The organism is Mycobacterium sp. NPDC050041, assembly GCF_049541695.1.
In the GTDB taxonomy this organism is placed as follows: domain Bacteria; phylum Actinomycetota; class Actinomycetes; order Mycobacteriales; family Mycobacteriaceae; genus Mycobacterium.
Window position 1 is genome coordinate 66904 of the sequence record NZ_JBMVDG010000008.1, and the last position, 23211, is coordinate 90114.

Below are 23211 nucleotides of genomic sequence, written 5' to 3' on the forward strand. Positions count from 1 at the left end.
AGAACGCTCGTGATGCTCCCGCATCACGGGGACCCGTATCGTCGCCTTGGTCAATCCAGGGAAGTAGGAGAGTGCACTTTGGTCCGAGCCAGCTCGAGCAAGCCCGCCCCACCGGCCGACGCGCCCGCCGCGCTGGCCGACATCTGGCCGGGCAAGGCCTATCCGCTCGGCGCGACGTACGACGGCTTCGGCACCAACTTCGCCGTGTTCAGTGAGGTCGCCGAGCGGGTCGAGCTGTGCCTGTTCGACGCCGACGGTCAGCAGACCGGCTGCGTGACGCTGCCCGAGGTGGACGGCTTCGTGTGGCACGGCTTCATCCCGAACATCGAGCCGGGCCAGCGCTACGGCTACCGGGTGCACGGCCCGCACGATCCGGCCAACGGGTTGCGCTGCAATCCCAACAAGCTGCTGCTCGACCCGTACTCCAAGGCGATCGACGGCACGTTCGACTGGGGTCAGCCGCTGTTCGGCTACAACTTCGGCGAACCGGACAGCCGCAACGACGACGACTCGGCGGACCTCATGCCGAAGTCGGTGGTGATCAACCCGTTCTTCGACTGGGGCGTGGACCGCCCGCCGAAACACGAATACGCCGACACGGTGATCTACGAGGCCCACGTCAAGGGACTCACCCAGACCCATCCCGAGATCCCCGAGCAGATCCGGGGGACGTACTCCGCGGTGGCCCACCCGGTGATCATCGATCACCTCAAGGCCCTCGGCGTCAACGCCATCGAACTGATGCCGGTGCACCACTTCGCCAACGACTCGACCCTGATCGACAAGGGCTTGTCGAACTACTGGGGCTACAACACGATCGGCTTTCTGGCGCCCGACCCCAAGTACAGCTCGAGCAACACCCCCGGCGGTCAGGTGCAGGAGTTCAAGGCGATGGTGCGCACGCTGCACGAAGCCGGCATCGAAGTGATCCTCGACGTGGTCTACAACCACACCGCCGAGGGCAACCACATGGGTCCGACGGTCTCGTTCCGCGGCATCGACAACGCGGCGTACTACCGCCTCGTCGACGACGACAAGCGCTACTACATGGACTACACGGGCACCGGCAACAGCCTCAACGCCGGCAGCCCGCACGCGCTGCAGCTGATCATGGACTCGCTGCGGTACTGGGTCACCGAGATGCATGTCGACGGATTCCGCTTCGATCTGGCCTCGACGCTCGCCCGCGAGTTCTACGACGTGGACCGGCTGTCGACGTTCTTCGAACTCGTGCAGCAGGATCCGACGGTCAGCCAGGTGAAGCTGATCGCCGAACCGTGGGACGTCGGACCCGGCGGCTACCAGGTCGGCAACTTCCCGCCGCAGTGGACGGAGTGGAACGGCAAATACCGCGACACGGTCCGCGACTACTGGCGCGGCGAGTCGGCCACGCTCGACGAGTTCGCCTCCCGGCTGACCGGCTCCTCGGACCTCTACGAGCACACCGCTCGCCGTCCGGTCGCCTCTATCAACTTCGTCATCGCCCACGACGGCTTCACGCTGCGGGACCTGGTGTCCTACAACGAGAAACACAACGAGGCCAACGGCGAGGACAACAACGACGGCGAGAGCCACAACCGGTCCTGGAACTGCGGCGTCGAGGGCCCCACCGATGACCCTGAGGTCATCGCGCTGCGATCCAAGCAGCAGCGCAACTTCCTGACCACTCTGCTGCTGTCGCAGGGTGTTCCGATGATCGCGCACGGTGATGAATTGGGCCGCACCCAGCACGGCAACAACAACGTCTACTGCCAGGACAACGAGCTGTCCTGGATCGACTGGTCCACCGCGGACACCGATCTGATGGAGTTCACCCAGGCCGTGTCGGCACTGCGGGCCGCGCACCCGGTGTTCCGCCGTCGCCGGTTCTTCAGCGGCAGGCCGGTCCGGCAGAAGGGCGGACCCGGCCTGCCCGACATCGCGTGGTTCTCCCCCGACGGCTCGGAGATGACCGACGAGGACTGGGAGAGCGGGTTCGCCAAGTCGGTGGCGGTGTACCTCAACGGCGACGGCATCCCCGACCTCGACGACCGGGGTCAGCGGGTGGTGGACGACTCGTTCTTCCTGTGCTTCAACGCCCACCACGAGCCGATCGACTTCACCATGCCCGGCGAGGAGTTCGGGGCGCTGTGGAAGCCGGTGATCTACACCGGCGGCAACGGCGCCGGACACAGCGAGCCGGTGCCGGCCGGGACGACGTTCAGTGTCGACTCGCGCTCGGTGATCGTGCTGCAGGCGGGCGACTGAGCGCTACTCCACGACGTCGAAGAACGACTCGCCGTCCTCCGGGGTGCCGCTGATCTGCCCTTCGTCGGTGCCGTGCCGCTGGGTGTCGAGGCGGTCGATCTCGTCGTCGCTGATCGAGACGACGTCACCGCCGTCGGTGGCGTCGCCTGCGGCCGGTGCGCCGTCGGCGGAGACATCGGGCACCTCGTCGGACAGCCGCTCGTCGAGGGTTTCGTCCTCCTTGGGCTCGATCCACCGCTCGGGCGGGTCGACGACATCGTCGCCGTCGTTGTTGCGCACCTCGTCGGAGTCCAGCGCCTCGGACGGGCGCAACGATTCGCCCTCTCCGCCGACGTCGTTGGCGGAGTCGGCGGCGTTGTTCTCGGTGCTCATGGGAGACCTCCTGGATCGGTCCGGTGCGGCCTACTGTCGCCTGCCCGGTTGCCCCTAGGGCCGCGGCGCTAAACGCGCTGCCCGAGCGGGCAAATTTTCGCCAGTGTCAACGGATCGCTGCGACGGTGTCCGTATGCTGCGCGTCATGGCGTCGCAGCGCGACCAACCCCTGTCATTCGACGACTGGGTGGAAGCCGGTTTCGACCTGCTTGCCGAGGGTGGCTTCGACGCGCTGCGCATCGGCCGGCTCTGCGAGCGGCTCAACGTCACCAAGGGCAGTTTCTACTGGCACTTCGCCGACATCCAGGCCTACCGCGCTGCGCTCGTGGACTCCTGGACCGACCTGCGTGCCGAGGACCGCCGCCGGTTGACCTCGATGGAGGACCTGGATCCGCGGGAGCGGCTGGCCCGGATGATGGGCATGCTGGCGCGCCCCGACCACTGGTCGGTGGAGCGGGTGATGCGGGCCTGGGCGCTCACCGACGACCGGGTCGGCGAGAGCGTCCGGCGCGGCGACCAGCGGGTGTTCGCGGCGGTCCTGCAGGCCTTCACCGACTACGGCTTCGAACCCGCCGACGCGGCGCTGCGCTCCGGGCTGCTGTTCGGCGCCGGCCTCGGCCTGCTGCACGGCTCGGACCCCGCCGTCGACGCGTCGCCGGAGGTGCGGGACCGGCTGCTGGAGTTCCTGCTGCGCGACTAGGTGATGCCGCAGGCGCGGTCGAGCCGTTGCAGCAGATCATGGGCCGCCAGCTCCACCTGCTTGTGCCGCCACTCGGCGGCCCGGTACACGCAGGCGATCAGGCCGGTGCGGTGCAGACGCCGGAAGTCGCCGTACCCGAAGGCGTACCGCGCCTTGGTGCCGTCGGACGCGCCGTCGGTGAGCGCGAGATGCCAGGCGGCGTAGTCGTCCCACGAGTGCCGGTCCAGGTAGGCGTTCTGCGCGTCGGCGCGGGGCTGGACCTCGCCCCAGTCGCTGTCGAGCACGTACTGGCGGGCCTCGATGAGGTCGCGGGCCTTCTCCACGGCCGCGTCGTTGAGCAGGTACTTGGCCATGTCCGCATTCTCCGCCATCGCAGCGGCGGGTAGTAGTCCCGGTGCGCCAGCGACCCGACCAACCGGGTGGTTTACGGTACATACAGGCCTGATTACCGACGAGTAGGGAGGCAGCAATGCAACTGGCGCTGACACCGGAGGAAGCCGCCTTCCGGGACGAGCTACGCACCTTCTACACGACCAAGATCCCCGCCGACGTGCGCGAGCGCTCGCGCCGCGGCGGCGAGGTGTCCAAAGAGGACATCGTCACCACGCACAAGATCCTGCACGAGCACGGACTGGCGGTGCCGAACTGGCCCGTCGAGTGGGGCGGTAAGGACTGGACGCCGACCCAGCACCAGATCTGGCTCGATGAGATGCAGCTGGCCAGCGTGCCCGAGCCGCTGACGTTCAACGCCAAGATGATCGGCCCGGTGATCGCCGAGTTCGGCTCGCAGGAGATGAAGGAACGGTTCCTGCCGCCGACCGCGTCGCTGGACATCTGGTGGTGCCAGGGGTTCTCCGAGCCGGAGGCCGGATCCGACCTCGCCTCGCTGCGCACCACCGCGACCCGCGACGGCGACACCTACGTGGTCAACGGACAGAAGACCTGGACCACCCTGGGCCAGCACGCCGACTGGATCTTCAACCTGGTGCGCACCGACCCGCAGGCGCCCAAGCGTCAGGCGGGTATCTCGCTGCTGCTCATCGACATGAACACCCCGGGCATCACGCTGCGGCCGATCAAGCTCGTCGACGGCAGCTACGAGGTCAACGAGGTGTTCTTCGAGGACGTCCGGGTGCCCGCCGACCAGCTCGTCGGCGAGGAGAACCAGGGCTGGAGCTACGCCAAGTTCCTGCTCGGCAACGAGCGCACCGGCATCACCCAGGTGGCCCGCACCAAGCTGAAGCTCTCCGAGGTCAAGGCCCGCGCCAAGGAGTCCGGCCTGCTCGAGGACCCGTTGTTCGCCGCCCGCCTGGCCGAGGCCGAGAACGACGCGCTGGCACTGGAACTCACCCAGATGCGGGTGGCGTCCGGATCGGTAGACGGCAAGCCCAACCCGGCGTCGTCGGTGCTCAAGCTGCGCGGCAGCCAGCTCCAGCAGATCGCGACCGAACTGCTGGTCGAGGTGGCGGGCGCCGATGCGCTGCCGTTCGAGGCCGGCGACGACATCGCCTCGCCGTACTGGGCCCAACACGCGGCGCCCACGTACCTGAACTACCGCAAGACCTCGATCTACGGCGGCAGCAACGAGGTGCAGCGCACCATCATCGCCTCGACGATCCTCGGACTGTGAGATAGGGAGCAACTCGTGGACTTTCAGCTCAGCGAAGAGCAGGTGCTGCTGCGCGACACCACCCGTGACGTGCTGGCCCGCAGCTACGACCCGGAGAGCCGCCTCAAGGTGATCGACTCCGAGCTCGGGTGGAGCCGCGACGTGTGGAACCAGCTCGCCGAGATCGGCATCCTGGGACTCGGATTCGAGGAGGACGCCGGCGGGGCGCTCGAGATCATGGCGGTGGCCACAGAGATCGGCCGCAGGCTTGCCCCGGAACCGGTGCTGAACGCCGCGCTCGGCCCCGGCGCGCTGATCGCCGAAGCAGGCACCGACGAGCAGCGCGGCCTCCTCGACGAGGTGGCCGCCGGTCAGCGGCTGCTGGCCTTCGCCCACGTCGAGCCCGGTATGCGCGGCGCGACCGGGACGATCACGACCAAGGCTGTGCAGCAAGGGGATTCGTGGTCGCTCAGCGGACGCAAGAACCCGGTGCTCGCCGGTGACTCCGCGGACACGCTGGTGGTCAGCGCGGCGCTGCCCGACGGCGGGACGGGACTGTTCCTCGTCGATACGGGCGGGGATGCCAGGGGGGTCACCCGCACGGGCTACCGCACCTTCGACGGCCAGCACGGCGCGCAGATCGACCTGGCCGACGCGCCGGCACAGCCGCTGGGTTCGGCGTCGGACGCATCAGAGGCGATCGCCCGCACCGTCGTGCGCCTGCAGTCCGCCCTGTGCGCCGAGGCGCTCGGCGCGATGGAGGAGGCGCTGCGGCTGACCACCGAATACCTCACCAGCCGTAAGCAATTCGGTGTCACGCTGAACAAGTTCCAGACGCTCACCCAGCGCGCGGCCGACATGTACGTCTCCCTCGAACTGGCGCGTTCCATGAGCATGTACGCCGCCATGTCGATCGCGGACGGCAACTTCGACCCGGCGGTGTCGGCCCGGGCGAAGCTGCAGATCTGCCGCTCCGGGCGCCACATCAGCCAGGAGGCGATCCAGCTGCACGGCGGCATCGGCGTCACCGCCGAATACCCGGTCGGGCACTACGCGGCGCGGCTGACGGCCATCGAGCACACCCTCGGCTCGGCCGGTGACCAGCTGCACGTGCTGACCGACCGGCTCACCGACTACGAGGTCGCCACGCTGTAACGGCCGCTACCCGACGAGGCGGGCGATCGAGTCCAACGGGATGGGCAGCCACCCCGGCCGGTGACGGCTCTCGTAGCCCGCCTCGTACACGGCCTTGTCCAGTTCGTAGGCCGCCAGCAGTTCGGCCGAATCGCGGGGATCTACGCCACATCCGGCGGCATATCCGTCGCAGAACGCGGTCACGTTGCGCTGCGCCCACTCCCGGGCGCGCTGGGCCTGCTGCGGATCGGTCTCCGACGTACCCTCGATCAGCTGCTGATGGGCGGCGTACTCGTAGGACCGCAGCACACCGGCGACGTCGCGCAGTGCGGAGTCCGGCCGCCTGCGCTCGTCGAGCGGCTGGCCGGGCTCACCCTCGAAGTCGATGAGCAGCCAGGCGGTTCCGGTCCGCAGCACCTGGCCCAGGTGCAGGTCGCCGTGCACGCGCTGCACGGTGATCGACTGCTCGGCCAGCTTGCGGTAACGCTCCTCGATCAACGGCACGTAGCGGCCGATCTCGGGTACCGCACCGGCCACCGCGCGCAGCCGCTCGAGCACCGTGTCGGTGGGGAACGGCAGGGTCGACGTGCCCAGCTCGTCGGCGAGCGTGGCGTGCACCGAGGCGACGGCCTCGCCGAGCAGGCGCGACTCCGCGACGAATTCGTCTGCGGCGCCGCCATTCTGAGTGTCGACGAACAGATTCCGGGTGCTGGCCAGGGCCATGTCCCAGCCCTCGGTGGAGCCGCCGGCGAACTCGGTCACCATGCCCATCGCGTAGGGCTGCCCGTCCAGCGTCGTCTCGATGGAGCCCAGCAGCCGGGCGACGTGCGGGTTGCCCGCACGGGCGAGCACCCGGTTGAGCTCGATGTCCGGGTTGACGCCGGGGGTGATGCGGCGGAAGGCCTTGAAGATGGCCTCGCGGCCGAAGATCACGCTGGTGTTGCTCTGCTCGGCGCCCGACACCCTGGCCGCCTCGCCCGTCGGCAGCGCGGCGCCCGGTTCCTTGACGAAGCGGACGCCGTCGACGTCGGCATCGTCGTCGATCAACGACAGCAGGTACTGCGCGGCGGCCGGGTCGAACAGCGCGTCGTAGGCGGTGCGGCCGCCGTCGACGCCGATCACCGCACCGGAGGGAACGTCGGAGGGCGTGGTGTCGCCGTGGCCGACCAGCAACTGGTAGCGCTCGGCGGCGCCGTCGGCGTAGAGGACGTCGAGCAGCACCAGGTCGAGGTCGGGTCGCAGGGAGATCACCCGGCCCGGCCGGGCCTCCTCGAGGTGGCGGGTACGCCCGGCGTACCACCGCTGCTGCGGTAGCCAGGTGTCGAACGGCAGGTTCATCGCTTGGCTCCAGATCGTCGGACGGGGGTCGCGGCGCCGTCGCACCCTGAAACCTACCCATCGCGGCGCGAACCGAATCGTGGCCCGCCGGGCCGGTTTCCGGCACCGGTTCCAGGGTGTGAGGTAACTGTTGAAACCCCGGTGCCGACACGTTACGGTTTCGGCGTCTGTGATCTGCCCGTCGGGGGCGATCGATACTCTGAGTAGGAATTCGGGTGGGTCTGTGGCTGAATCGACGCCAAATGATGGTGAAGCTCCGGTAATCGTCAGTCTGTCCGATGCGGCGATGCACATGTACTCGGCGGCCATCGATTCGCTGCCCGACGCGGCCGATCCCGAGTTCCCGGAGCGGTCCGCGGTGGTGCTGACGGGTCTGCGCAAGCTGCTCGGTGCGATGTCGGAGGCCGCGAGCCACAGCCGGATCAACCCGTCGGTGATCGTCGCGCTCAGCGGTGTGCGCAACCGCTACGACGCGTTGATGGAGAGCGCGGCCGGCGGGCCCGGAGCCACCCTCGGACAGCGCCTCTACGTCGCACGCACGCGGGCGAAGCTGAGCACCAAGGAAGCCGCCAACGGTGTCGGACTGCGCCGCGACCTGATCGAGGCCGTCGAGGCCGAGGAGCAGGCGAGCGAGGCGGAGACCGGCAAGATCAAGGACCTCATCGCCGCACTCGGCGGCTAGCCGTCAGCCCAGGAACCGGTCGGCTCCCCCGGTCCGCACGTACCGGCCCGCGTTGGCCTGCCGATAGCCGATGAAGCCGCCGCAGGCCGTCACGATGAACAGCCCGAACAACCCCGGCATGGCGCCCACCCACTGGCCGCCCGGCCCGCCGGCGCGCGAGGCGGACGGCAGACCCAACCGTGCCGCGGCACCGCTCGCGACGCTCGACCCCGGTAACGCGGGTGCATTGAAAGCGGATGGCGTGCCGATCATCGACCCGCCCGAGGCGGACGTGGGCAGAGCGGCCTGGATACCGAAGAACCCCGTCGACGCCGGTGCGGGCCCCGGCGGACCCGGTAAGACAACGGGGGGTGGTGCCATCCCCACGAAGGGCGGCGCGGCGACGATCATCGGCACCTCGAGCACCTCCGGCGCCCCGGGGCTGAACTGCCCCACCTCACCGCCGCTGCCGGCATCGACGACCGGGTCCTCCTCGGCGGGTCCGCCGCGAAACGCCGGGCCGGGTGGTTCCGGTTCGGGTTCGCGTGCGCCGGAGTACAGCGACACCGATGCGGAGACGCCCGGCGTCCCGACCCGCAGACTCGCCAGGCACGACCCGGTGCAGTTGTCGGCCCCGCGCTCGGTTGCGCCGACGGACATCCGCACCTGCGGGATGGGCAGGTTGCTCCGGCCGCCGGGCACGCGGATGTCGATGCGGTCGCGGTCGGATTTGGTGTCCTCGCCGTCGTCGGTGCGCTCCTCACGCGCCCGGGTGCCGCCGAGGCTGATACCGAATGTCCGCCGCTTGCGCTGACCGCCGGAACCGTCGTCGTTGCGGGAGTCGCGCCCCTGTCCGGGCGTTCGGTCGTCGTCGCCTTTGCCGGTTTCACTGCTGTCGGACTTGCCCGCATCATCGGAGCTGCCGGGGTCGGCAACCGCGACGCCCGCGACCGGACCCGCCACGACCAGTCCACCCACCACGACACCGGCACACATCAGCGGGCGCAACGACGGCATTGCCATGCGACCCTCACTCCCCCGGCGGGCGATTGCTATACCACACACCCACCGCAGGTATTTTCGCATATTGACGGCATTTGGCGGTAGCTGTCGGCAATAGCACTTCGCCGACGGTCCCCCGGGGCGGCTGCCGGCCGTCCCATCGGCGGCCGCGCGCAGGTCAGGTAGGGTGCCGAGGTGGCCAACCGCGATCATGGTGACCCCGGCGACGCCCCGTCGATCCCCCCGCCGCTGGGCGAGGTGTCCCGTGCCGTCCGCCCGTCGGCCGCCGAAGAGGCCCGCACCATCGCGGCCTCGACCAACACCGCGACGCTGGCGACGCTCACCGCCGACGGCGACCCCTGGGCGTCGTTCGTCACCTACGGACTGCACGGCGGGGCGCCCGTACTGTGCGTGTCGAACCTCGCCGAGCACGGCCGCAACCTCGACGGCGACCCGCGGGCCAGCCTGGCGATCGTCGCGCCTGCCACCGACACCGACCCGCTCGCCAGTGGCCGGGTCACCCTCGCCGGTGTCGCCGAACGACCGACCGGCGACGAGCGCGACGCCGCCCGGGAGGCGCACCTGGCCGCGGTGGCGGCCGCCAAGTACTACATCGACTACAGCGACTTCACGCTGTGGGTGCTGCGGGTGCAGCGGGTCCGGTGGGTCGGCGGGTACGGCCGGATGGAGTCCACCACCGGCGCCGAGTACGCCGCGGCCGAGCCCGATCCGGTGGCGCCGCGAGCCGCGGGCGCCGTCGCCCACCTCAACGCCGACCACTCGGAGGCGCTGCTGGCGATGGCCGCCTCGCTCGGCGGTTACGCCGACGCCACGGCCGCCGTCTGCACCGGCGCCGACCGGTACGGCCTCGACCTGCGGGTGACCACACCGCGCGGCGTCGCGTACCCGCGCATCGGCTACGCCGCGCCCATCGCGTCGTTCGAGGAACTGCGCTCGGCGGCGGTGGAACTGACCCGCCGCGCCCGCGGGGACGGCTGACCCTGCAATACGATCGCCGGTATGTCTGCTGCGACCGGGCGTCCGGACACCTGGCAAGCCGCCTTCGACCTCATCCGCACCCGCGGATACGAGCACCGCGCCGAGCCGTTCCGGCTGGCGAGCGGCCAGCTCAGCCACGACTACATCGACGGTAAGTACGCCGTCGACAACGGCGAACGGCTGACCGTGGTGAGCCGTGCGGTCGCGGACCTGGCGGCGATGAACGGCATCGAGTTCGACGCCGTCGGGGGGCTCACCATGGGCGCGGATCCGCTGGCCCACGGTGTCGCGATGGTGACCGGAGCCGCGTGGTTCTCGGTGCGCAAGGAGCAGAAGCAGCGCGGCCGCGAACAGTGGATCGAGGGCACCCGCATCGAGCCCGGCACGCGGGTGCTGCTGGTCGACGACGTGATCAGCACCGGCGGATCGACGGCGCTCGCGCTCGACCGGGTGACCGCGGCGGGGGCGGTGGCCACCGGCGTCATCCCGATGGTCGACCGCGGCGACGTGGCGGCCGCACTGTTCGCCGAACTCAACGTCCCGTTCGTCGCGCTGGTCACCTACCGCGACCTCGGGATCGAACCGGTCAAGGCGGTGTGAGTCCGGAGATGGCCGGTGACGACGACGCCAGGGCGGCAGCGGCCCGCTTCGCGGACGCCCCGTCCGCGGTGCTGGCGACCATCGACCCCGGCGGCGCGCCGCACCTGGTGCCGGTGGTGTTCGCCGTGTCGGGTGACACGATCTACACCGCGGTCGACGCCAAGCGCAAGACCACCCAGCGGCTGCGGCGGCTGGCCAACATCGAGGCCGATCCGCGGGTGACGCTGCTCGTCGACCACTACGCCGACGACTGGACCCAGCTGTGGTGGGCACGCGCCGACGGCGAGGCGACGGTGCACCACAGCGGCGAGGAGATGGCGGCCGGCTATTCACTGTTGCGCCACAAGTACGTTCAGTACCAGCGCCTCGCCCTCGACGGTCCGGTGGTGACCGTCGCGGTGCGACGGTGGTCGTCGTGGCAGGCCTGATCCGGCTGCGCAATGGCGCCCACGGATACGGCGCCGTCTCGAAGCTCCTGCACTGGCTGACCGTCGCGGTGATCGTCGCGCAGTTCACGGTGGGCGCGACGATGGGTCCCGACGAGGCCGCGCTCGACCGCGAGAAGGACCGCATCGACGAACTCGAGGAGCTCGGCGAGGAGCGGGCCGAACGGCAGGGCGAAGCGGCCGAGGAACGTTTCGAGAACGAGATCGACCGACTGGAGGACGAACTCGACGTCCGCGAGGACGACTACGTGGCCGACGCGTTCGGCGACGTGGCGTCGGGCACCTTTGCGGGCGACGGGGTCTCGTTGCCGGAACTCCATGTGACGCTGGGTCTCTCGCTGATCGCTCTGGGTGTGCTGCGCATCGTCTGGCGTGCCGTGGCCGGGTTGCCGCCGTGGGCCGAGCACCTCAGCGCGGGGGAACGGACCCTCGAAGCCGCCCTGGAGAAGTCGCTGCTGGCACTGCTGTTCGTGGTGCCCGGCACCGGCCTGGCGGTGCTCGCCCTCGGTCACGACTGGGTGCCGCTGCACGTGGCCGCCCAGGTCGCGTTGCTGCTGGCCATCGCCCTGCATGTCGGGCTGGTGCTCAAGCACACGCGCAACCGGCACCTGTCCCGCATGCTCTGACGGTCGCCCTTGTGCTGCCGTCCGCATCGGAGAATTCTGGACGGTGCACCGGGCGACGCGGCCCGGGCGAAGGGATCGTCATGGCCGACCGGACGACAACGTCCCGCGGCGGCGCCTCCGCCGTCATCACCGCGGACCGGCCCGCCGCCATCCGCAACGTCGTGCTCGTCGGCCCCTCGGGGGCTGGCAAGACGACGCTCGTCGAAGCGCTGCTGGTGGCCGCCGGTGTGCTCAACCGCGCCGGCGCCGTGACCGACGGCACCACCGTCTGCGACAGCGACGACGCGGAGGTCGCCCAGCAGCGGTCGGTCGGCCTGGCGCTGGCGTCGCTGCGCTTCCGCGACGTCAAGATCAACCTGATCGACACCCCCGGGTACGCCGACTTCGTCGGTGAGCTGCGGGCCGGTCTGAGGGCGGCGGACTGCGCGCTGTTCGTGATCGCCGCGAACGAGGGTGTCGACGAGCCGACGCGATCGCTGTGGCTGGAGTGCAGCCAGGTGCGGATGCCGAGGGCGGTGGTGATCACCAAGCTCGACCACGCCAGGGCCGACTACTCCGCCGCACTCTCCGCGGTACAGGATGCGTTCGGCGACAGGGTTCTTCCGTTGTACGTGCCCGCCGGCGACGGGCTGACCGGGCTGCTCGCACTCAGCCCCGTCGGCGAGGACCGCGCCGGCGAGCTGCGCGGCGCCCTGATCGAGGGCATCATCGAGGAGTCCGAGGACGAGACCCTGATGGAGCGCTACCTCGGCGGCGAGGACATCGACGAGTCGGTGCTGATCGAGGATCTCGAGAAGGCCGTCGCCCGCGCGTCGTTCTTCCCCGTCGTCCCGGTGTGCAGCACCACCGGTACCGGCACGCTGGAACTGCTCGAGGTCGCCGCGCGCGGCTTCCCGTCGCCGCCGGAACATCCTCTGCCCGAGGCGTTCACGCCGCAGGGCGCCGACCGCAAGGGGTTGTGCTGCGACCCGGACGGCCCACTGCTCGCCGAGGTGGTGAAGACGACGTCGGATCCCTATGTCGGCAGGGTGAGTCTGGCCCGGGTGTTCTCCGGGACGATCAGGCCCGACATGACGGTGCACGTGTCGGGCCATTTCTCGTCCTTCTTCGGCGCGGGCGCCGGACCCGCCGACCACGACGAGGACGAACGGATCTGTGCGCTGTCGTTCCCGCTCGGCCGCCACCAGCGGCCCGCGCCGTCGGTGATCGCAGGCGACATCTGCGCGATCGGCAGGCTGAACCACGCCGAGACCGGAGACACGTTGTCCGACAAGGATTCGCCGCTCGTGCTCAGACCGTGGACGATGCCCGAGCCGCTGCTGCCGATCGCGGTGGCGCCGCGCGCCAGGACCGACGAGGACAAGCTGTCGGTCGGCTTGGCACGGTTGGCCGCCGAGGACCCGACGCTGCGCATCGAGCAGAACCCCGACACCCACCAGCTGGTGCTGTGGTGCATGGGCGAGGCTCACTCCCACGTCGTGCTCGATGCGCTGGCGCGTCGCTACGGCGTCGCCGTCGACGTCGTCGAATTACGGGTGCCGCTGCACGAGACGTTCGGTGCCGCCGCGAAAGGCCATGGCAGGCACGTCAAACAGTCCGGCGGCCACGGCCAGTACGCGGTGTGCGACATCGAGGTCGAGCCGTTGCCCCCCGGTGCGGGCTTCGAGTTCGTCGACCGCGTCGTCGGCGGTGCGGTGCCGCGCCAGTTCATCCCCAGTGTGGAGAAAGGCGTCCGGGCGCAAATGGCCAAGGGCCTCACCGGCAACGGCGGGGCGGGACACCCGGTGGTCGACATCAGGGTGACGCTGGTCGACGGCAAGGCGCACAGCGTGGACTCGTCGGACTCCGCGTTCCAGACGGCCGGGGCGCTGGCGTTGCGCGACGCGGCCGCCGCGACGGTCATCACGGCGCTGGAACCGGTCGACGAGGTGTCGGTACTGATCCCCGACGATCTGGTGGGTGCGGTGATGACCGACCTGTCGACGCGTCGCGGCCGGGTGCTTGGCACCGAGACGATGGGCGGCGACCGCACGCTGGTGAAGGCGGACGTCCCGCAGATCGAGCTCAGCCGCTACGCGGTGGACCTGCGGTCGCTGTCCCACGGCGCGGGGTCGTTCACCCGCCGGTTCGTCCGCTACGAGCCGATGCCCGAGGCGCTGGCCTGGTAGTGCTCCGGCTTGCCCGCCCACTCCTCCGGTTCGACGCCGAACGTGTTCAGCGCCGTCGCCAGCACCCCGTAGCCGCCTGCGGTGAACAGCAGGTCCATCCGCTGCCGGTCGTCGAGGTGCTGCCCCAGCGCATCCCAGGTGCCGGGAGTGATCCGCGACCCGTCGTGGAGTTCGTCGACGGCGGCCAGCACCGCGCGGTCGAACGCGCCTGCGGCCTCACCGGCGCGGGCGGCCTCCACGTCGGCGTCGGTCAGGCCGGCCTGCTTGCCGATCGCGACGTGGTGCACCCACTCGTACCGGCACCCGTGGCGGTGGGCGACACGCAGAATGGCCAGTTCGCGCTCGCGTGCGGGCAGCGACGAACCCTCCATCAGATAGGTGTTGAACGGCAGGAACTTGCCCGCCAGTTCCGGATGGCGCACGAGTGTCGCCAGTGCGTTCCCCGCGTCTTCGGGGTTGCGCCGCTCGGGGGCCACGGTGCCCTCGAGGGCGCGGCTGGTGTGGTCGTCCCACTCGTCGGCCGGCAGTGGCGTCAGCATCGGTGTCCTCTCGGCATAGCTCTTTAGCCAGTCTATGCATTGAGCGGGCGCCTGCGCGAATGTGACCGGCGTCGCACACCCATCACCACGTGATGTGCACCGCACTCACTTGCGGCGACGCAACCGGGTTGAAAAAGTTAGGTCACTTTAACTGTCGGAATCGTCATTAACTTATATGCTGGCGGCCGAGGTGACGACCATCCGGGGAGGAAGCACCTGTGGATACCGGCCTGCAAAAACGGTTCAAGCACTGGCGCTGGGATCCGCCCGTGAAGACGGCGAGCGTCATCACCATCCTGATCATGGTGGTGATCCTGGCGATGGTGTGGCTGCAGTTCCGCGGGTCGTTCACCCCGGTCACGCGGCTCACCCTGATGGCCGACCGCGCCGGCCTGAACACCGACCCGGGTTCCAAGGTCACCTACAACGGCGTGCAGATCGGCCGGGTGGCGGAGGTCGAGCCGCAGAGTGTCGGCAACGAACCGCGGGCCAAGCTACTCCTCGACATCGACCCGCAGTACATGCGACTCATCCCGGCCAACGTGGACGTCGACATCGCGGCCTCCACGGTGTTCGGCAACAAGTTCGTGTCTTTCTCGACGCCGGAGAACCCGGTGCCGCAGCGGCTCGACCCCGCCGACGTCGTCGACGCGACCAGCGTGACCACCGAGTTCAACACGCTGTTCGAGACGGTGGTCGAGGTCGCCCAGCAGGTCGACCCGATCAAGCTGAACCAGACGCTGACCGCGACGGCCGAGGCGCTCGACGGACTCGGTGAGCGATTCGGCCAGGCGGTGGTCAACGGCAACGAGATCCTGGCCGACGTGAACCCGCAGATGCCGCAGATCCGCCGCGACACCCAGTTGCTGGCCGACCTGGGCGAGGTGTACGCCGACGCCGCGCCGGACCTGTTCGACGGGCTGGAGAACGCCGTCACCACCGCGCGCACCCTGAACCAGGAGCGCGGCAATCTCGACGCGGCGCTGATGGCCGCGGTCGGCTTCGGCAACACCGGCGGTGACGTGTTCGAGCGCGGTGGCCCCTACCTGGTGCGCGGCTCCGAGGATCTGATCCGCACCTCGGCGACGCTCGACGAGTACAGCCCCGCGCTGTACTGCACCATCCGCAACTGGCACGACAACGAGCCCAAGTTCACCGAGTTCAACGGCGGCAACGGCTATTCGGTGAACCTGCACAACACGCTCGTCGGCGCGGCCAACCCGTGGGTGTACCCGGACAACCTGCCGCGGGTGAACGCCAAGGGCGGCCCCGAGGGCAGGCCGGGCTGCTGGCAGAAGGTCACCCGCGACCTGTTCCCCGCGCCGTATCTGGTGATGGACACCGGCGCCTCGCTCGCCCCGTACAACCACATCGAACTCGGCCAGCCCATCGCCATCGAATACGTGTGGGGACGCCAGATCGGCGAGAACACGATCAACCCGTAACCGCTACGGCTGGCGCACCACGGCCTCGAGTTCGGCTTCGTAGGCGCCTTCCTCACGGCCGAGGGCGATGGTGGCCGCCACCATCGCGGCGATCGCGATGACCAGGGCCACCGGTTCCCAACCGGTGATCGACAGGTGCTCGCCGAGCAGGACCGAGCCCAGCACGACGGCGACCGCCGGCTCCAGCACCAGCATCGTCGGCACCGACGTCTGCAGCGAGCCCGCGTGGAAGGCCGACTGCTGCAGCAGCGTCGCGGCCACCCCGAGCAGGACGACGAGGTAGATCGTGGGCGTGGTCAGCACCTCCTCCACCCGGCCCTCGGTGATCAGGTGCATCACGATCTTGGTGAGCACCGCCACCACGCCGAAGAGCACACCCACGGCGACGGCCAGCAGCACCGCGCGCCGCCAGTCGACGGCGCGGACTGCGACGGCGATGCACGCCAGCACCGCCGCGCCGCACACCACGGCCACCGCCACCGTCGCCGGGACCGAGATGTCGTAGTCGCCGGCCTTGGCCTTGGCCAGCGCCACGAACACCGTCAGCGCAACGGTCAGCAGCACCGCCCACAGCCATTCGGCGCGGCTCACCCGCCTGCCGGCCAGCCGCGCACTCAGTGGAAGCGCGAACAGCAGGGCGGACACCAGGATCGGCTGCACCAGGATCAGCGACCCGTAGCCCAGCGCCAGCGCCTGGAACACGAAGCCGGCGACGGCGGACCCGGTGCCGGCCCACCACAGGGGGCGGCGCACCAGCGTCATCAACATCAGGGTGCTGACGCCTTTCTCCGCGGGCACGTCCATCGTGGCGCGCTGTCGCACGACGATCCCGACCGCCATGAACACCGCTGCAAGCAGTGCGAAGAGCACCGCCAAACCGTGGCCCACCAAGCCGCGCACCCCTTCCGGTCCTGCCGCCGTCGGCAGGCAGCACCCACCACCGTAGGCGGAGTGCGGCGCGGGGTCAGCGCGGGCGCGCGCTCAGTCCGCGCGGAAGGTGGCGGGCAGTGTGGCGGCTACTAGCTGGCTTCGCGATCGGCGACCGGGCGCAGATGCGGCCGGGGCGCCGACGGCGCGATCCGGTCGTTGACGCCGGCCACCACCGAGTCGACGCGGGTGACCGCCTTGTCGCAGAGGCCGCGGACCCGGTCGCCCGCGGTGTCGACGTCGTCGGCGGCGCTGAGCAGGTATGCCCGCACGTTCAGCCGCAGTCGCTCGCCGCGCCGGCGCATCCCCTGGCGCAGGCGGTCGTCGACCTCGAGGTTGACGTATGGCAACAGCCGGATCTTCATGTGTGCTCCCGATCGTCGGATGCTTGGGCCAACCCTAACGCGCAGGTGGCCGGCGGAGAAGACGACGTGGGGCGGACGCACGACCATGCGCGGTGTGGCGTACGTCACGTCGCGGTCAGGCCGGAGCGCCCTGCCAGTCGTCGAGCGTCCAGCCCTGCTCGGGGCTGCCGGTGAGCACCACGCGGCCGGTGTTCTGCAGCGGCTCGCTGCGCAGCAGCGACGGGTCGGGGTTGGCCACGTTCATCGTCACCCACAGCATGATCGCCGCGCCGTGGGAGAACGCGACGGGATCGCGGGCGCCGCTGTCGTAGATCCGGCGGACGGCGTCGTCGAACCGGGCGTCGAATTCGTCGCCGCTCAGCGAACCCGGGATGCGTGCCGACCGGTCGCCGGCCAGCCAGCGTTGCGGCGCCGAGAAGTAGTCGACCGCGTCGGCCTCGGGCCTGCCCTCGTACTCGCCCGCCTCGATCTCGCGCAGGCCGGGCAGCACCGTGACGGGCTCGCCGAGCGCAGCCGACATGGGTTGCGCGGTCTGCTGCGTGCGCACCATCGTCGAGGCGAAGATGCCGTCGTAGTCGTTGCCGCTCAGATGCGTCGCGGCGGCTGCGGCCTGCTCGCGGCCGAGTTCGGTCAGACCAGGACCCGGGGTCGACGTGTCGATCAGGCCGGAGGCGTTGCCCGCGGACTGCGCGTGCCGGATGAACGTCAGCGTGATGGTGTGCGGGCCGCCCGCCGCCGCCGACGGGGCACCGGCGATGGTGATCGTCACAGCGGCCAGAGCCGCGAGTATCCGGCGCATCCCGTGATGGTGGCAGAGTTCTCTGCGCGAGCCAACGGTGGTGGCTACACGGGGACGGGGGCGTCCTCGCCTGCGCTGCGGGCCAGCCGGCGATTCAGCTTGTCGCCCTCGATGTCCAGGTCGGGCAGGAAGGCCGCCAGCCGCCGCGGCAGCCACCAGGCCCGGTCGCCCAGCATCGACATCACCGCGGGCACCACGGTCATCCGCACCACGAACGCGTCGATCAGCACGCCGAACGCCAGCGCGAAGCCCATCTGCTTGATCATCGGGTCGGCGTTGAACACGAAGCCGGCGAACACCGCCATCATGATCACCGCGGCCGCCGCGACCACCCGGCTGGCCTGGGCGAACCCGTGTGACACCGCCTCGTCGCCGCGGTGGCCGTGCACGTGCGCCTCCTTCATCGACGAGACCAGGAACACCTCGTAATCCATTGCCAGGCCGTACAACACACCGATGACGATGATCGGCAGCAGGCTCAGGATCGGCCCGGTGGCGCTCAGCCCGATGAGTTGCTGGAACCAGCCCCACTGGAACAGCGCGGTGGTGGCGCCGAACGTGGCGATCACGCTGAGCAGGAAGCCCACCGTCGCCTTGACGGGCACCGCGATCGAGCGGAACACCACCAGCAGCACCAGCAGCGACAGCCCCACGACGACGGCGATGTACAGCGGGATGGCCTCGGCCAGCCGGTCGGTGGTGTCAATGCCCATCGCGGTGACGCCGGTGACCCCGAGGTCGACGTCGCGCAGTTCCGACAGCGGTCCGGCATGTGCCCGGATGTCGCGCACCAGTTGAGCGGTGGCGTCGTCGGTCGGACCGGCGGTGGGCACCACCGAGAACACCGCGGTGTCGGCGGTGTCGCTGACGGTGCCCAGGCTCACCGACTCCACCCCGGGCATCCGGCGCAGGTCGTTGTAGGTGTCGACGAGGGCGGCTGTGGTCAGCGCCCCACTGGCGGCCGGTTCGGCGATCACCACAAGGGGTCCGTTGAAGCCGTCGCCGTAGTGCTCGCCGACCAGGTCGTAGCTCGCCCGCTGCGGGGTGCCCTGGTTGTAGCTGCCACCGTCGGGCAGCCCCAGCGACATGTTCAGCGCGGGCACCGCGAGCAGACCGGTGACGACGACGCCGGCGATCGCGACCGGAACACGATGCCGCAGCACCGCTCCCACCCACGCCGAGGCGAACCGGTGGTTCCCGGTGTCGCTGTCGGCCGCGGCAGCCTCGTCACGGGCCTTCGCCGAGCAGATCCGCTCGCCGACCAGGCCCAGCAGCGCGGGCAACAGGGTGATCGCGGAGGCGACGGCGACGATCACCGTCCCCGCGGCGGCCAGCGCCATCGGCGTCAGCAGCGAGATGCCGACCACGGTCAGCGCCACCAGCGCGATGACGACCGTGGTGCCTGCGAAGACCACGGCGCTGCCCGCGGTGCCGATGGCCCGCGCGGCGGCGTCGGCCGCCGACAGGCCGCGGTCCAGGATGAGGCGGCGCTGCCGGTTGACGATGAACATCGCGTAGTCGATGCCGACGGCCAAGCCGAGCATCAACGCCAGCACGGCCGTCATCGACTGCATGTTCACCAGATGCGAGAACAGGAAGGTGCCGCCCACCCCGATCGCGACGGCGGTCAGCGCGGTCACCAGCGGCAGGCCTGCGGCCACCAGCGAGCCGAGCGTGACCACCAGGACGAGTGCGGCCACCATCACGCCGATGACCTCGCCTGCGCCGATGATCTCGGGCATCTGCAGCATGCTCGCCGACGGCAGCACCTCGATCCCGCTCCGCCCCAGTGCGTCCCGTGCGGCGTCGACGGTGTGCTCGATGGTTCCGGTGGGCAGCTCGGCGGTCTGCTTGTCGAACGAGAACTGGTAGAGCGCCGCGGCGCCGTCGGCCGACACCACCACGCCGGGCACCGGTCGGCCGTTGAGCAGCAACGGCTTCGGCGCATTCTCCGGCGCAGGCGCGTGTACCTGCGCCTGCGCGATGGCCGCCGATGCGGCCAGCGTCGGGCTGGCAGGCCCCTTGGCCATTTCGGCTCGGGCGATCTCGTTCGGGTCGAGCACGTGATCGCTGTGCGCGACGGCGTCGACGGCGGCCAGCACGGCGTCGCGGTGCGCCGGGTCGTCGATGCGGGTGCCTGCCGGCGCGGCGAACGCGATCAGGCCCTGCCCGCCGGACGCTTCGGGCATCCGCTCGGCCAACTGGTCGATGACCTGCTGGGCGGGCGTGCCGTTGATGCGCATCTCGTTGGAGACCTTGGGCGGGTTGATCGCGAGAATGCCTGCGACGACGGCGATCAGCGCCAGCCACACGCCGATGACGTGCCAGGGCCGGGCGAAGGCGTAGCGGCCCATGCGATGCAGAAGTGTCGACATGTAAGTGAGAGTAGGCTCCCGATATGGGAGTCGGCTATCGTTTGTCGCCAAGCCCACGTGGGTCCCGCCGGCATGACCCGCGACACACACCGGGCCGGGGTTCAGCCCCGGCCGAGGCCCTTCTTGGCCTCCTTCACCACGGCCCCCGCATCGCGCCCGGCCTGTTTGGCGGCGGCGTAGGCCTCCTCGGCCTCCTCGAGCGCCTCCTCGGCCCTGGCGAGTCGGTTGCGCGCGTCGTCGCGCTTGAGCCGCGCGGTGGCCAGGTCGCTCTGCCGCTCGGCGATCGCCTCGTCGGCCTCGGCCTTGGCCCGCTCCGCGGCCGCCAGCACGGCGCGCGCCCGCTCCCGGCGCTGCCGGTCGGCCTTGTCCCTGTCTTCCTTGTCCCGGCCGGCCTTGTCCCGGTCGGCCGCGGGCTCCGGCGCCGGGGCGGCCTTCGGCGTGGCCGCCCTGCTGCCGCGCGCCGTGGTGGACACCTGGGAGATCTCACCGAACTCACCGAACCCCGACCACTGTTCGGCCTTGGCCAGCCGGCCGAGCCGGGCGGTGACGTCGGGGTCCGCGACGGCGGCCTGCAGGGTGTCGGTGACGTCGTCGCGCAGCGCCGCCGACGGGTTGGCGATGCCCGCGACCCGGAACGCCGTGCGGGTGAGCTCCACGACGAGACGGCGTTGCTCGCCGGAGAATTGCCGGATGCGCTCACCGTCCATCGTGGAGTGCGCGCTGCGTAGCCGCTCCCCCAGGTCGGCCAGCTGCGACCTGACCTCGGGGTCGTCGTGGATCAGCCGGTTGACCACCCATGCCGAGGTGGTCGGCTTGCGCGACGCCGAGATCGCCTTGGCGCCTTCGGTGTCGCCGCCCTGTTTGGCCGCCTTGGCCAGTTGTGTCCGCAGCGCGGTGAACTCCTCGGGTGCCGCTTGGTACAGCTCGTCGATCGCCTGATCGGTCGCACTGTCGGCCATCGGGCCATGATCCCGCGCCGGACGTCGTGAACGCTAGACCGCCGCGCACACCTCGGGTGCGAACAGCAGCACCGGCCAGTAGAGCACCGACTCGCCGAAGGCCACCAGATTGGCGCCCGCGGGCAGCGTGGCCTGCAGCCGCAGCTCGGCGAGCCGGGCGAATTCCGGCTGCAAGAAGGTGAACCCGATGCCGATAGCGAGGTACGGGATGGCGAGCCACATGCCCAGCTCGAGCCATCCCGCGACAGTCAACTCCCGGGCGAGCAGGCGGCGCAGCGCGTCCATGGTTCAGATCAGCGGGCGGTGGCGGCGGATGCGGCGGCGGACATCGGCGAGCAGCACCAGGCTGCCGCCCTGCCGGATGAACGGCGGAAGGAATCGGTTTACCAAAGCCACTGTGCGGAAGAGTCTTTCGAACCACCTCTGCTCGGCGTCACTCCACCGCACCCCCATGGCGTCGCGGAAGACGGGGGCCAGGAAGCCGATGGTGAGGAATCTCAGCAGCCGCCGCGACGTCAGCCGCAGCGGCGCCCGGATCATCTGCAGGTCGATCAGGTCCTCGAGGTAGGCACGCACCTTGTCGTCGACGGCCACCCGTGCGCACGCGGTGTTCCAGTAGTGGTCGAAATCGGCTCGGCTGGGCGGCCATTGGTCCTCGGTCACCTGAAGCGTGGTGCCGAGCGTCCATGCCGAGCGGTAGAACTGCTCGGACTGGTCGGGGGTCATCTGACCACGCAGCAGCTGGTAGGTGTCCTCCAGTCCGACGAAAGACATGCGGCCACCCACATCTGCAGCTCACGGTCGAAGGCGTTGTAGCGCACCGCGCTGCCCGGCTCCGACTTCACATGACGGTGGGCGCCGTTGACGGCCTCCCGCATCGCCGCCCGGTCGGCGTCGGTGCCGAGGATCGCGACCGCGAGGTACTGGAACGTCGTCCTGGCCCGCTTCCACGGATGCTTGAGCAGGTTGCCGGAGTCCACCTTGCTCTCCACCACGCCGTAGCCGACCCCCGGCGAGGAGAGCTGCATGATGACGTTGGCCGCACCCGCCGCGAACGACCAGAAGTCCATCGCGTCGGCCACGGTGACGGGTTCGTCGGACCAGCGCGCGGTGCGGCGCCCGATCGTGATGCGGGTGTCGGTGGTGGTCAACACGCGGTCCTCGGCTGTTCTCTGGCTGTCCCCCGGTACTGCCATGTCGGTCAGCGTGCCACACCGGCGACCGCTGCGGGAACACATTCTCGCGAAACAGCGGTACACATCAACGTCACCCGGGCGCGGTATTCGGCTGACAACACGGGTTCTGATCGCGTCGATCCGTTCCGTTACCTACGAACGCCCGTTAACATTCCGGTGGAGTGGATGGAGGGGACACCGATGGAGACCAAGCTTCGTCAGCTGCTGGCCTACAAGCTCAGCATCGCCGAGTTGATCGGCATCGCACTGCTGCTCGGGACGCCGTACCTGATCGTCGGTGTCATCTGGTCGAGCACGCACACCGAGCACCTGCGCGGCATGGAGGGCGCCGACCTGGCGATCTCCTTCCTCGGCTCGATCGCGTCCTGGCCGGTGCTGCTGTTCTCCAATGTCTGTATGACCTGAGCGTGCATGCGCCGAGCCGTCGGCTACCGTCGGGGCCATGTCCAACGTTGCCAACGATCCGATCGACGACGTGGCCGAGGGCGACGTCGTCGACGTCGACCGCGGGTCCGGTTCACGGCCCTACCAGGTGGTGTTCAAGAGCACCGACGAGACGCCGCAGGGGACCGTCTTCACCGTCACGTTCCAGGACACCGACGGCGAGACCTTCCAGCAGGAGTATCCGGCGGGCACGGTGGTGACCCGCTCGCTGGAGAGCAAGTGGGAGTCCCCGCAGAGTCCGACGCAGCACGGCGGGTAGC

General features: G+C 69.9%; 24 protein-coding genes and 1 pseudogene. 13 read left to right on the top strand and 12 right to left on the bottom strand.

Annotated features, from left to right (window positions below; translation table 11 throughout):
• Positions 1-132: 132 nt before the first annotated feature.
• On the top strand, positions 133-2247 hold the full coding sequence (gene glgX, locus ACPCHZ_RS22340; RefSeq protein ID WP_423486902.1) for a glycogen debranching protein GlgX: 2115 nt from the start codon (positions 133-135) through the stop codon (positions 2245-2247).
• 3 nt (positions 2248-2250) lie between these two features.
• On the opposite strand, the gene ACPCHZ_RS22345 is transcribed toward glgX, so the two are convergent.
• Complete coding sequence (locus ACPCHZ_RS22345) at positions 2251-2619, bottom strand: hypothetical protein (protein WP_423486748.1); 369 nt, start codon at positions 2617-2619, stop codon at positions 2251-2253.
• Positions 2620-2764: 145 nt separating this feature from the next.
• On the opposite strand from ACPCHZ_RS22345, the gene ACPCHZ_RS22350 reads away from it, so the two are divergent.
• Entirely contained in the window at positions 2765-3319 is a 555-nt protein-coding gene (locus ACPCHZ_RS22350) for a TetR/AcrR family transcriptional regulator (protein ID WP_423486749.1), read from the top strand.
• Here the strand turns inward: ACPCHZ_RS22350 and ACPCHZ_RS22355 are convergent.
• Positions 3316-3672: a hypothetical protein gene (locus tag ACPCHZ_RS22355; RefSeq protein WP_423486750.1), complete on the bottom strand. Its 357-nt coding sequence runs from the start codon at positions 3670-3672 to the stop codon at positions 3316-3318. The genes ACPCHZ_RS22350 and ACPCHZ_RS22355 overlap by 4 nt on opposite strands.
• A 116-nt stretch (positions 3673-3788) precedes the next feature.
• Here ACPCHZ_RS22355 and ACPCHZ_RS22360 point away from each other — a divergent pair, with 116 nt between their 5' ends.
• Both ACPCHZ_RS22360 and ACPCHZ_RS22365 read left to right on the top strand, forming a co-directional pair.
• Entirely contained in the window at positions 3789-4949 is a 1161-nt protein-coding gene (locus ACPCHZ_RS22360; RefSeq protein WP_423486751.1) for an acyl-CoA dehydrogenase family protein, read from the top strand.
• 15 nt (positions 4950-4964) lie between these two features.
• Positions 4965-6083: an acyl-CoA dehydrogenase family protein gene (locus ACPCHZ_RS22365; RefSeq protein ID WP_423486752.1), complete on the top strand. Its 1119-nt coding sequence runs from the start codon at positions 4965-4967 to the stop codon at positions 6081-6083.
• Between the two features lie 6 nt (positions 6084-6089).
• Here the strand turns inward: ACPCHZ_RS22365 and ACPCHZ_RS22370 are convergent, their stop codons facing one another.
• Complete coding sequence (locus ACPCHZ_RS22370; RefSeq protein ID WP_423486753.1) at positions 6090-7400, bottom strand: maltokinase N-terminal cap-like domain-containing protein; 1311 nt, start codon at positions 7398-7400, stop codon at positions 6090-6092.
• 292 nt (positions 7401-7692) lie between these two features.
• Here ACPCHZ_RS22370 and ACPCHZ_RS22375 point away from each other — a divergent pair, with 292 nt between their 5' ends.
• Positions 7693-8082 carry a hypothetical protein gene (locus tag ACPCHZ_RS22375; RefSeq protein WP_423486903.1) on the top strand — a complete coding sequence of 130 codons (390 nt, stop codon included), beginning with the start codon at positions 7693-7695 and terminating at the stop codon, positions 8080-8082.
• Positions 8083-8085: 3 nt separating this feature from the next.
• On the opposite strand, the gene ACPCHZ_RS22380 is transcribed toward ACPCHZ_RS22375, so the two are convergent.
• The gene (locus ACPCHZ_RS22380) at positions 8086-9084 is read right to left on the bottom strand and encodes a hypothetical protein (RefSeq protein WP_423486754.1); all 999 of its coding nucleotides are present in this window, start codon (positions 9082-9084) and stop codon (positions 8086-8088) included.
• Between the two features lie 174 nt (positions 9085-9258).
• On the opposite strand from ACPCHZ_RS22380, the gene ACPCHZ_RS22385 reads away from it, so the two are divergent.
• The 5 genes from ACPCHZ_RS22385 (at position 9259) to ACPCHZ_RS22405 (ending at position 13902) form a co-directional block, all read left to right on the top strand.
• Positions 9259-10062 carry a HugZ family protein gene (locus tag ACPCHZ_RS22385; protein ID WP_423486755.1) on the top strand — a complete coding sequence of 268 codons (804 nt, stop codon included), beginning with the start codon at positions 9259-9261 and terminating at the stop codon, positions 10060-10062.
• Positions 10063-10083: 21 nt separating this feature from the next.
• A complete protein-coding gene (locus tag ACPCHZ_RS22390; RefSeq protein WP_423486756.1) occupies positions 10084-10662 on the top strand; it encodes an orotate phosphoribosyltransferase in 579 nt (192 codons plus the stop codon).
• Between the two features lie 8 nt (positions 10663-10670).
• Positions 10671-11090 (top strand): TIGR03668 family PPOX class F420-dependent oxidoreductase, encoded by a 420-nt coding sequence (locus ACPCHZ_RS22395; RefSeq protein ID WP_423486757.1) that lies wholly within the window; start codon positions 10671-10673, stop codon positions 11088-11090.
• Positions 11078-11734, top strand: coding sequence for a cytochrome b (locus ACPCHZ_RS22400; RefSeq protein WP_423486758.1), 657 nt, complete (start codon positions 11078-11080; stop codon positions 11732-11734). The genes ACPCHZ_RS22395 and ACPCHZ_RS22400 overlap by 13 nt, the downstream gene beginning before the upstream one ends.
• An 80-nt stretch (positions 11735-11814) precedes the next feature.
• Positions 11815-13902 carry an elongation factor G-like protein EF-G2 gene (locus ACPCHZ_RS22405; RefSeq protein ID WP_423486759.1) on the top strand — a complete coding sequence of 696 codons (2088 nt, stop codon included), beginning with the start codon at positions 11815-11817 and terminating at the stop codon, positions 13900-13902.
• On the opposite strand, the gene ACPCHZ_RS22410 is transcribed toward ACPCHZ_RS22405, so the two are convergent.
• A complete protein-coding gene (locus ACPCHZ_RS22410; RefSeq protein ID WP_423486760.1) occupies positions 13869-14441 on the bottom strand; it encodes a carboxymuconolactone decarboxylase family protein in 573 nt (190 codons plus the stop codon). The two genes, ACPCHZ_RS22405 and ACPCHZ_RS22410, sit on opposite strands and share 34 nt — an antisense overlap.
• Before the next feature lie 269 nt (positions 14442-14710).
• Here ACPCHZ_RS22410 and ACPCHZ_RS22415 point away from each other — a divergent pair, with 269 nt between their 5' ends.
• Complete coding sequence (locus tag ACPCHZ_RS22415) at positions 14711-15886, top strand: MCE family protein (protein WP_423486761.1); 1176 nt, start codon at positions 14711-14713, stop codon at positions 15884-15886.
• 3 nt (positions 15887-15889) lie between these two features.
• Here the strand turns inward: ACPCHZ_RS22415 and ACPCHZ_RS22420 are convergent, their stop codons facing one another.
• From ACPCHZ_RS22420 to ACPCHZ_RS22450, 7 genes and pseudogenes are all read right to left on the bottom strand, one after another.
• On the bottom strand, positions 15890-16777 hold the full coding sequence (locus ACPCHZ_RS22420) for a DMT family transporter (RefSeq protein ID WP_423486904.1): 888 nt from the start codon (positions 16775-16777) through the stop codon (positions 15890-15892).
• Positions 16778-16905: 128 nt separating this feature from the next.
• On the bottom strand, positions 16906-17178 hold the full coding sequence (locus ACPCHZ_RS22425; protein WP_423486762.1) for a hypothetical protein: 273 nt from the start codon (positions 17176-17178) through the stop codon (positions 16906-16908).
• A 115-nt stretch (positions 17179-17293) separates the two neighbouring features.
• Positions 17294-17977 (bottom strand): histidine phosphatase family protein, encoded by a 684-nt coding sequence (locus ACPCHZ_RS22430; RefSeq protein ID WP_423486763.1) that lies wholly within the window; start codon positions 17975-17977, stop codon positions 17294-17296.
• A 44-nt stretch (positions 17978-18021) separates the two neighbouring features.
• Complete coding sequence (locus ACPCHZ_RS22435; protein ID WP_423486764.1) at positions 18022-20352, bottom strand: MMPL family transporter; 2331 nt, start codon at positions 20350-20352, stop codon at positions 18022-18024.
• A gap of 101 nt (positions 20353-20453) precedes the next feature.
• Positions 20454-21311: a hypothetical protein gene (locus ACPCHZ_RS22440; protein WP_423486765.1), complete on the bottom strand. Its 858-nt coding sequence runs from the start codon at positions 21309-21311 to the stop codon at positions 20454-20456.
• Positions 21312-21344: 33 nt separating this feature from the next.
• Positions 21345-21596 (bottom strand): hypothetical protein, encoded by a 252-nt coding sequence (locus ACPCHZ_RS22445; RefSeq protein WP_423486766.1) that lies wholly within the window; start codon positions 21594-21596, stop codon positions 21345-21347.
• Between the two features lie 3 nt (positions 21597-21599).
• Positions 21600-22507: pseudogene (locus ACPCHZ_RS22450) on the bottom strand (oxygenase MpaB family protein).
• 180 nt (positions 22508-22687) lie between these two features.
• Between ACPCHZ_RS22450 and ACPCHZ_RS22455 the strand changes: the two are divergent.
• Together ACPCHZ_RS22455 and ACPCHZ_RS22460 are read left to right on the top strand one after the other, a co-directional pair.
• Positions 22688-22912, top strand: coding sequence for a hypothetical protein (locus ACPCHZ_RS22455; protein ID WP_264011630.1), 225 nt, complete (start codon positions 22688-22690; stop codon positions 22910-22912).
• A 37-nt stretch (positions 22913-22949) separates the two neighbouring features.
• A complete protein-coding gene (locus ACPCHZ_RS22460) occupies positions 22950-23210 on the top strand; it encodes a hypothetical protein (protein ID WP_423486767.1) in 261 nt (86 codons plus the stop codon).
• Position 23211 lies beyond the last annotated feature (1 nt).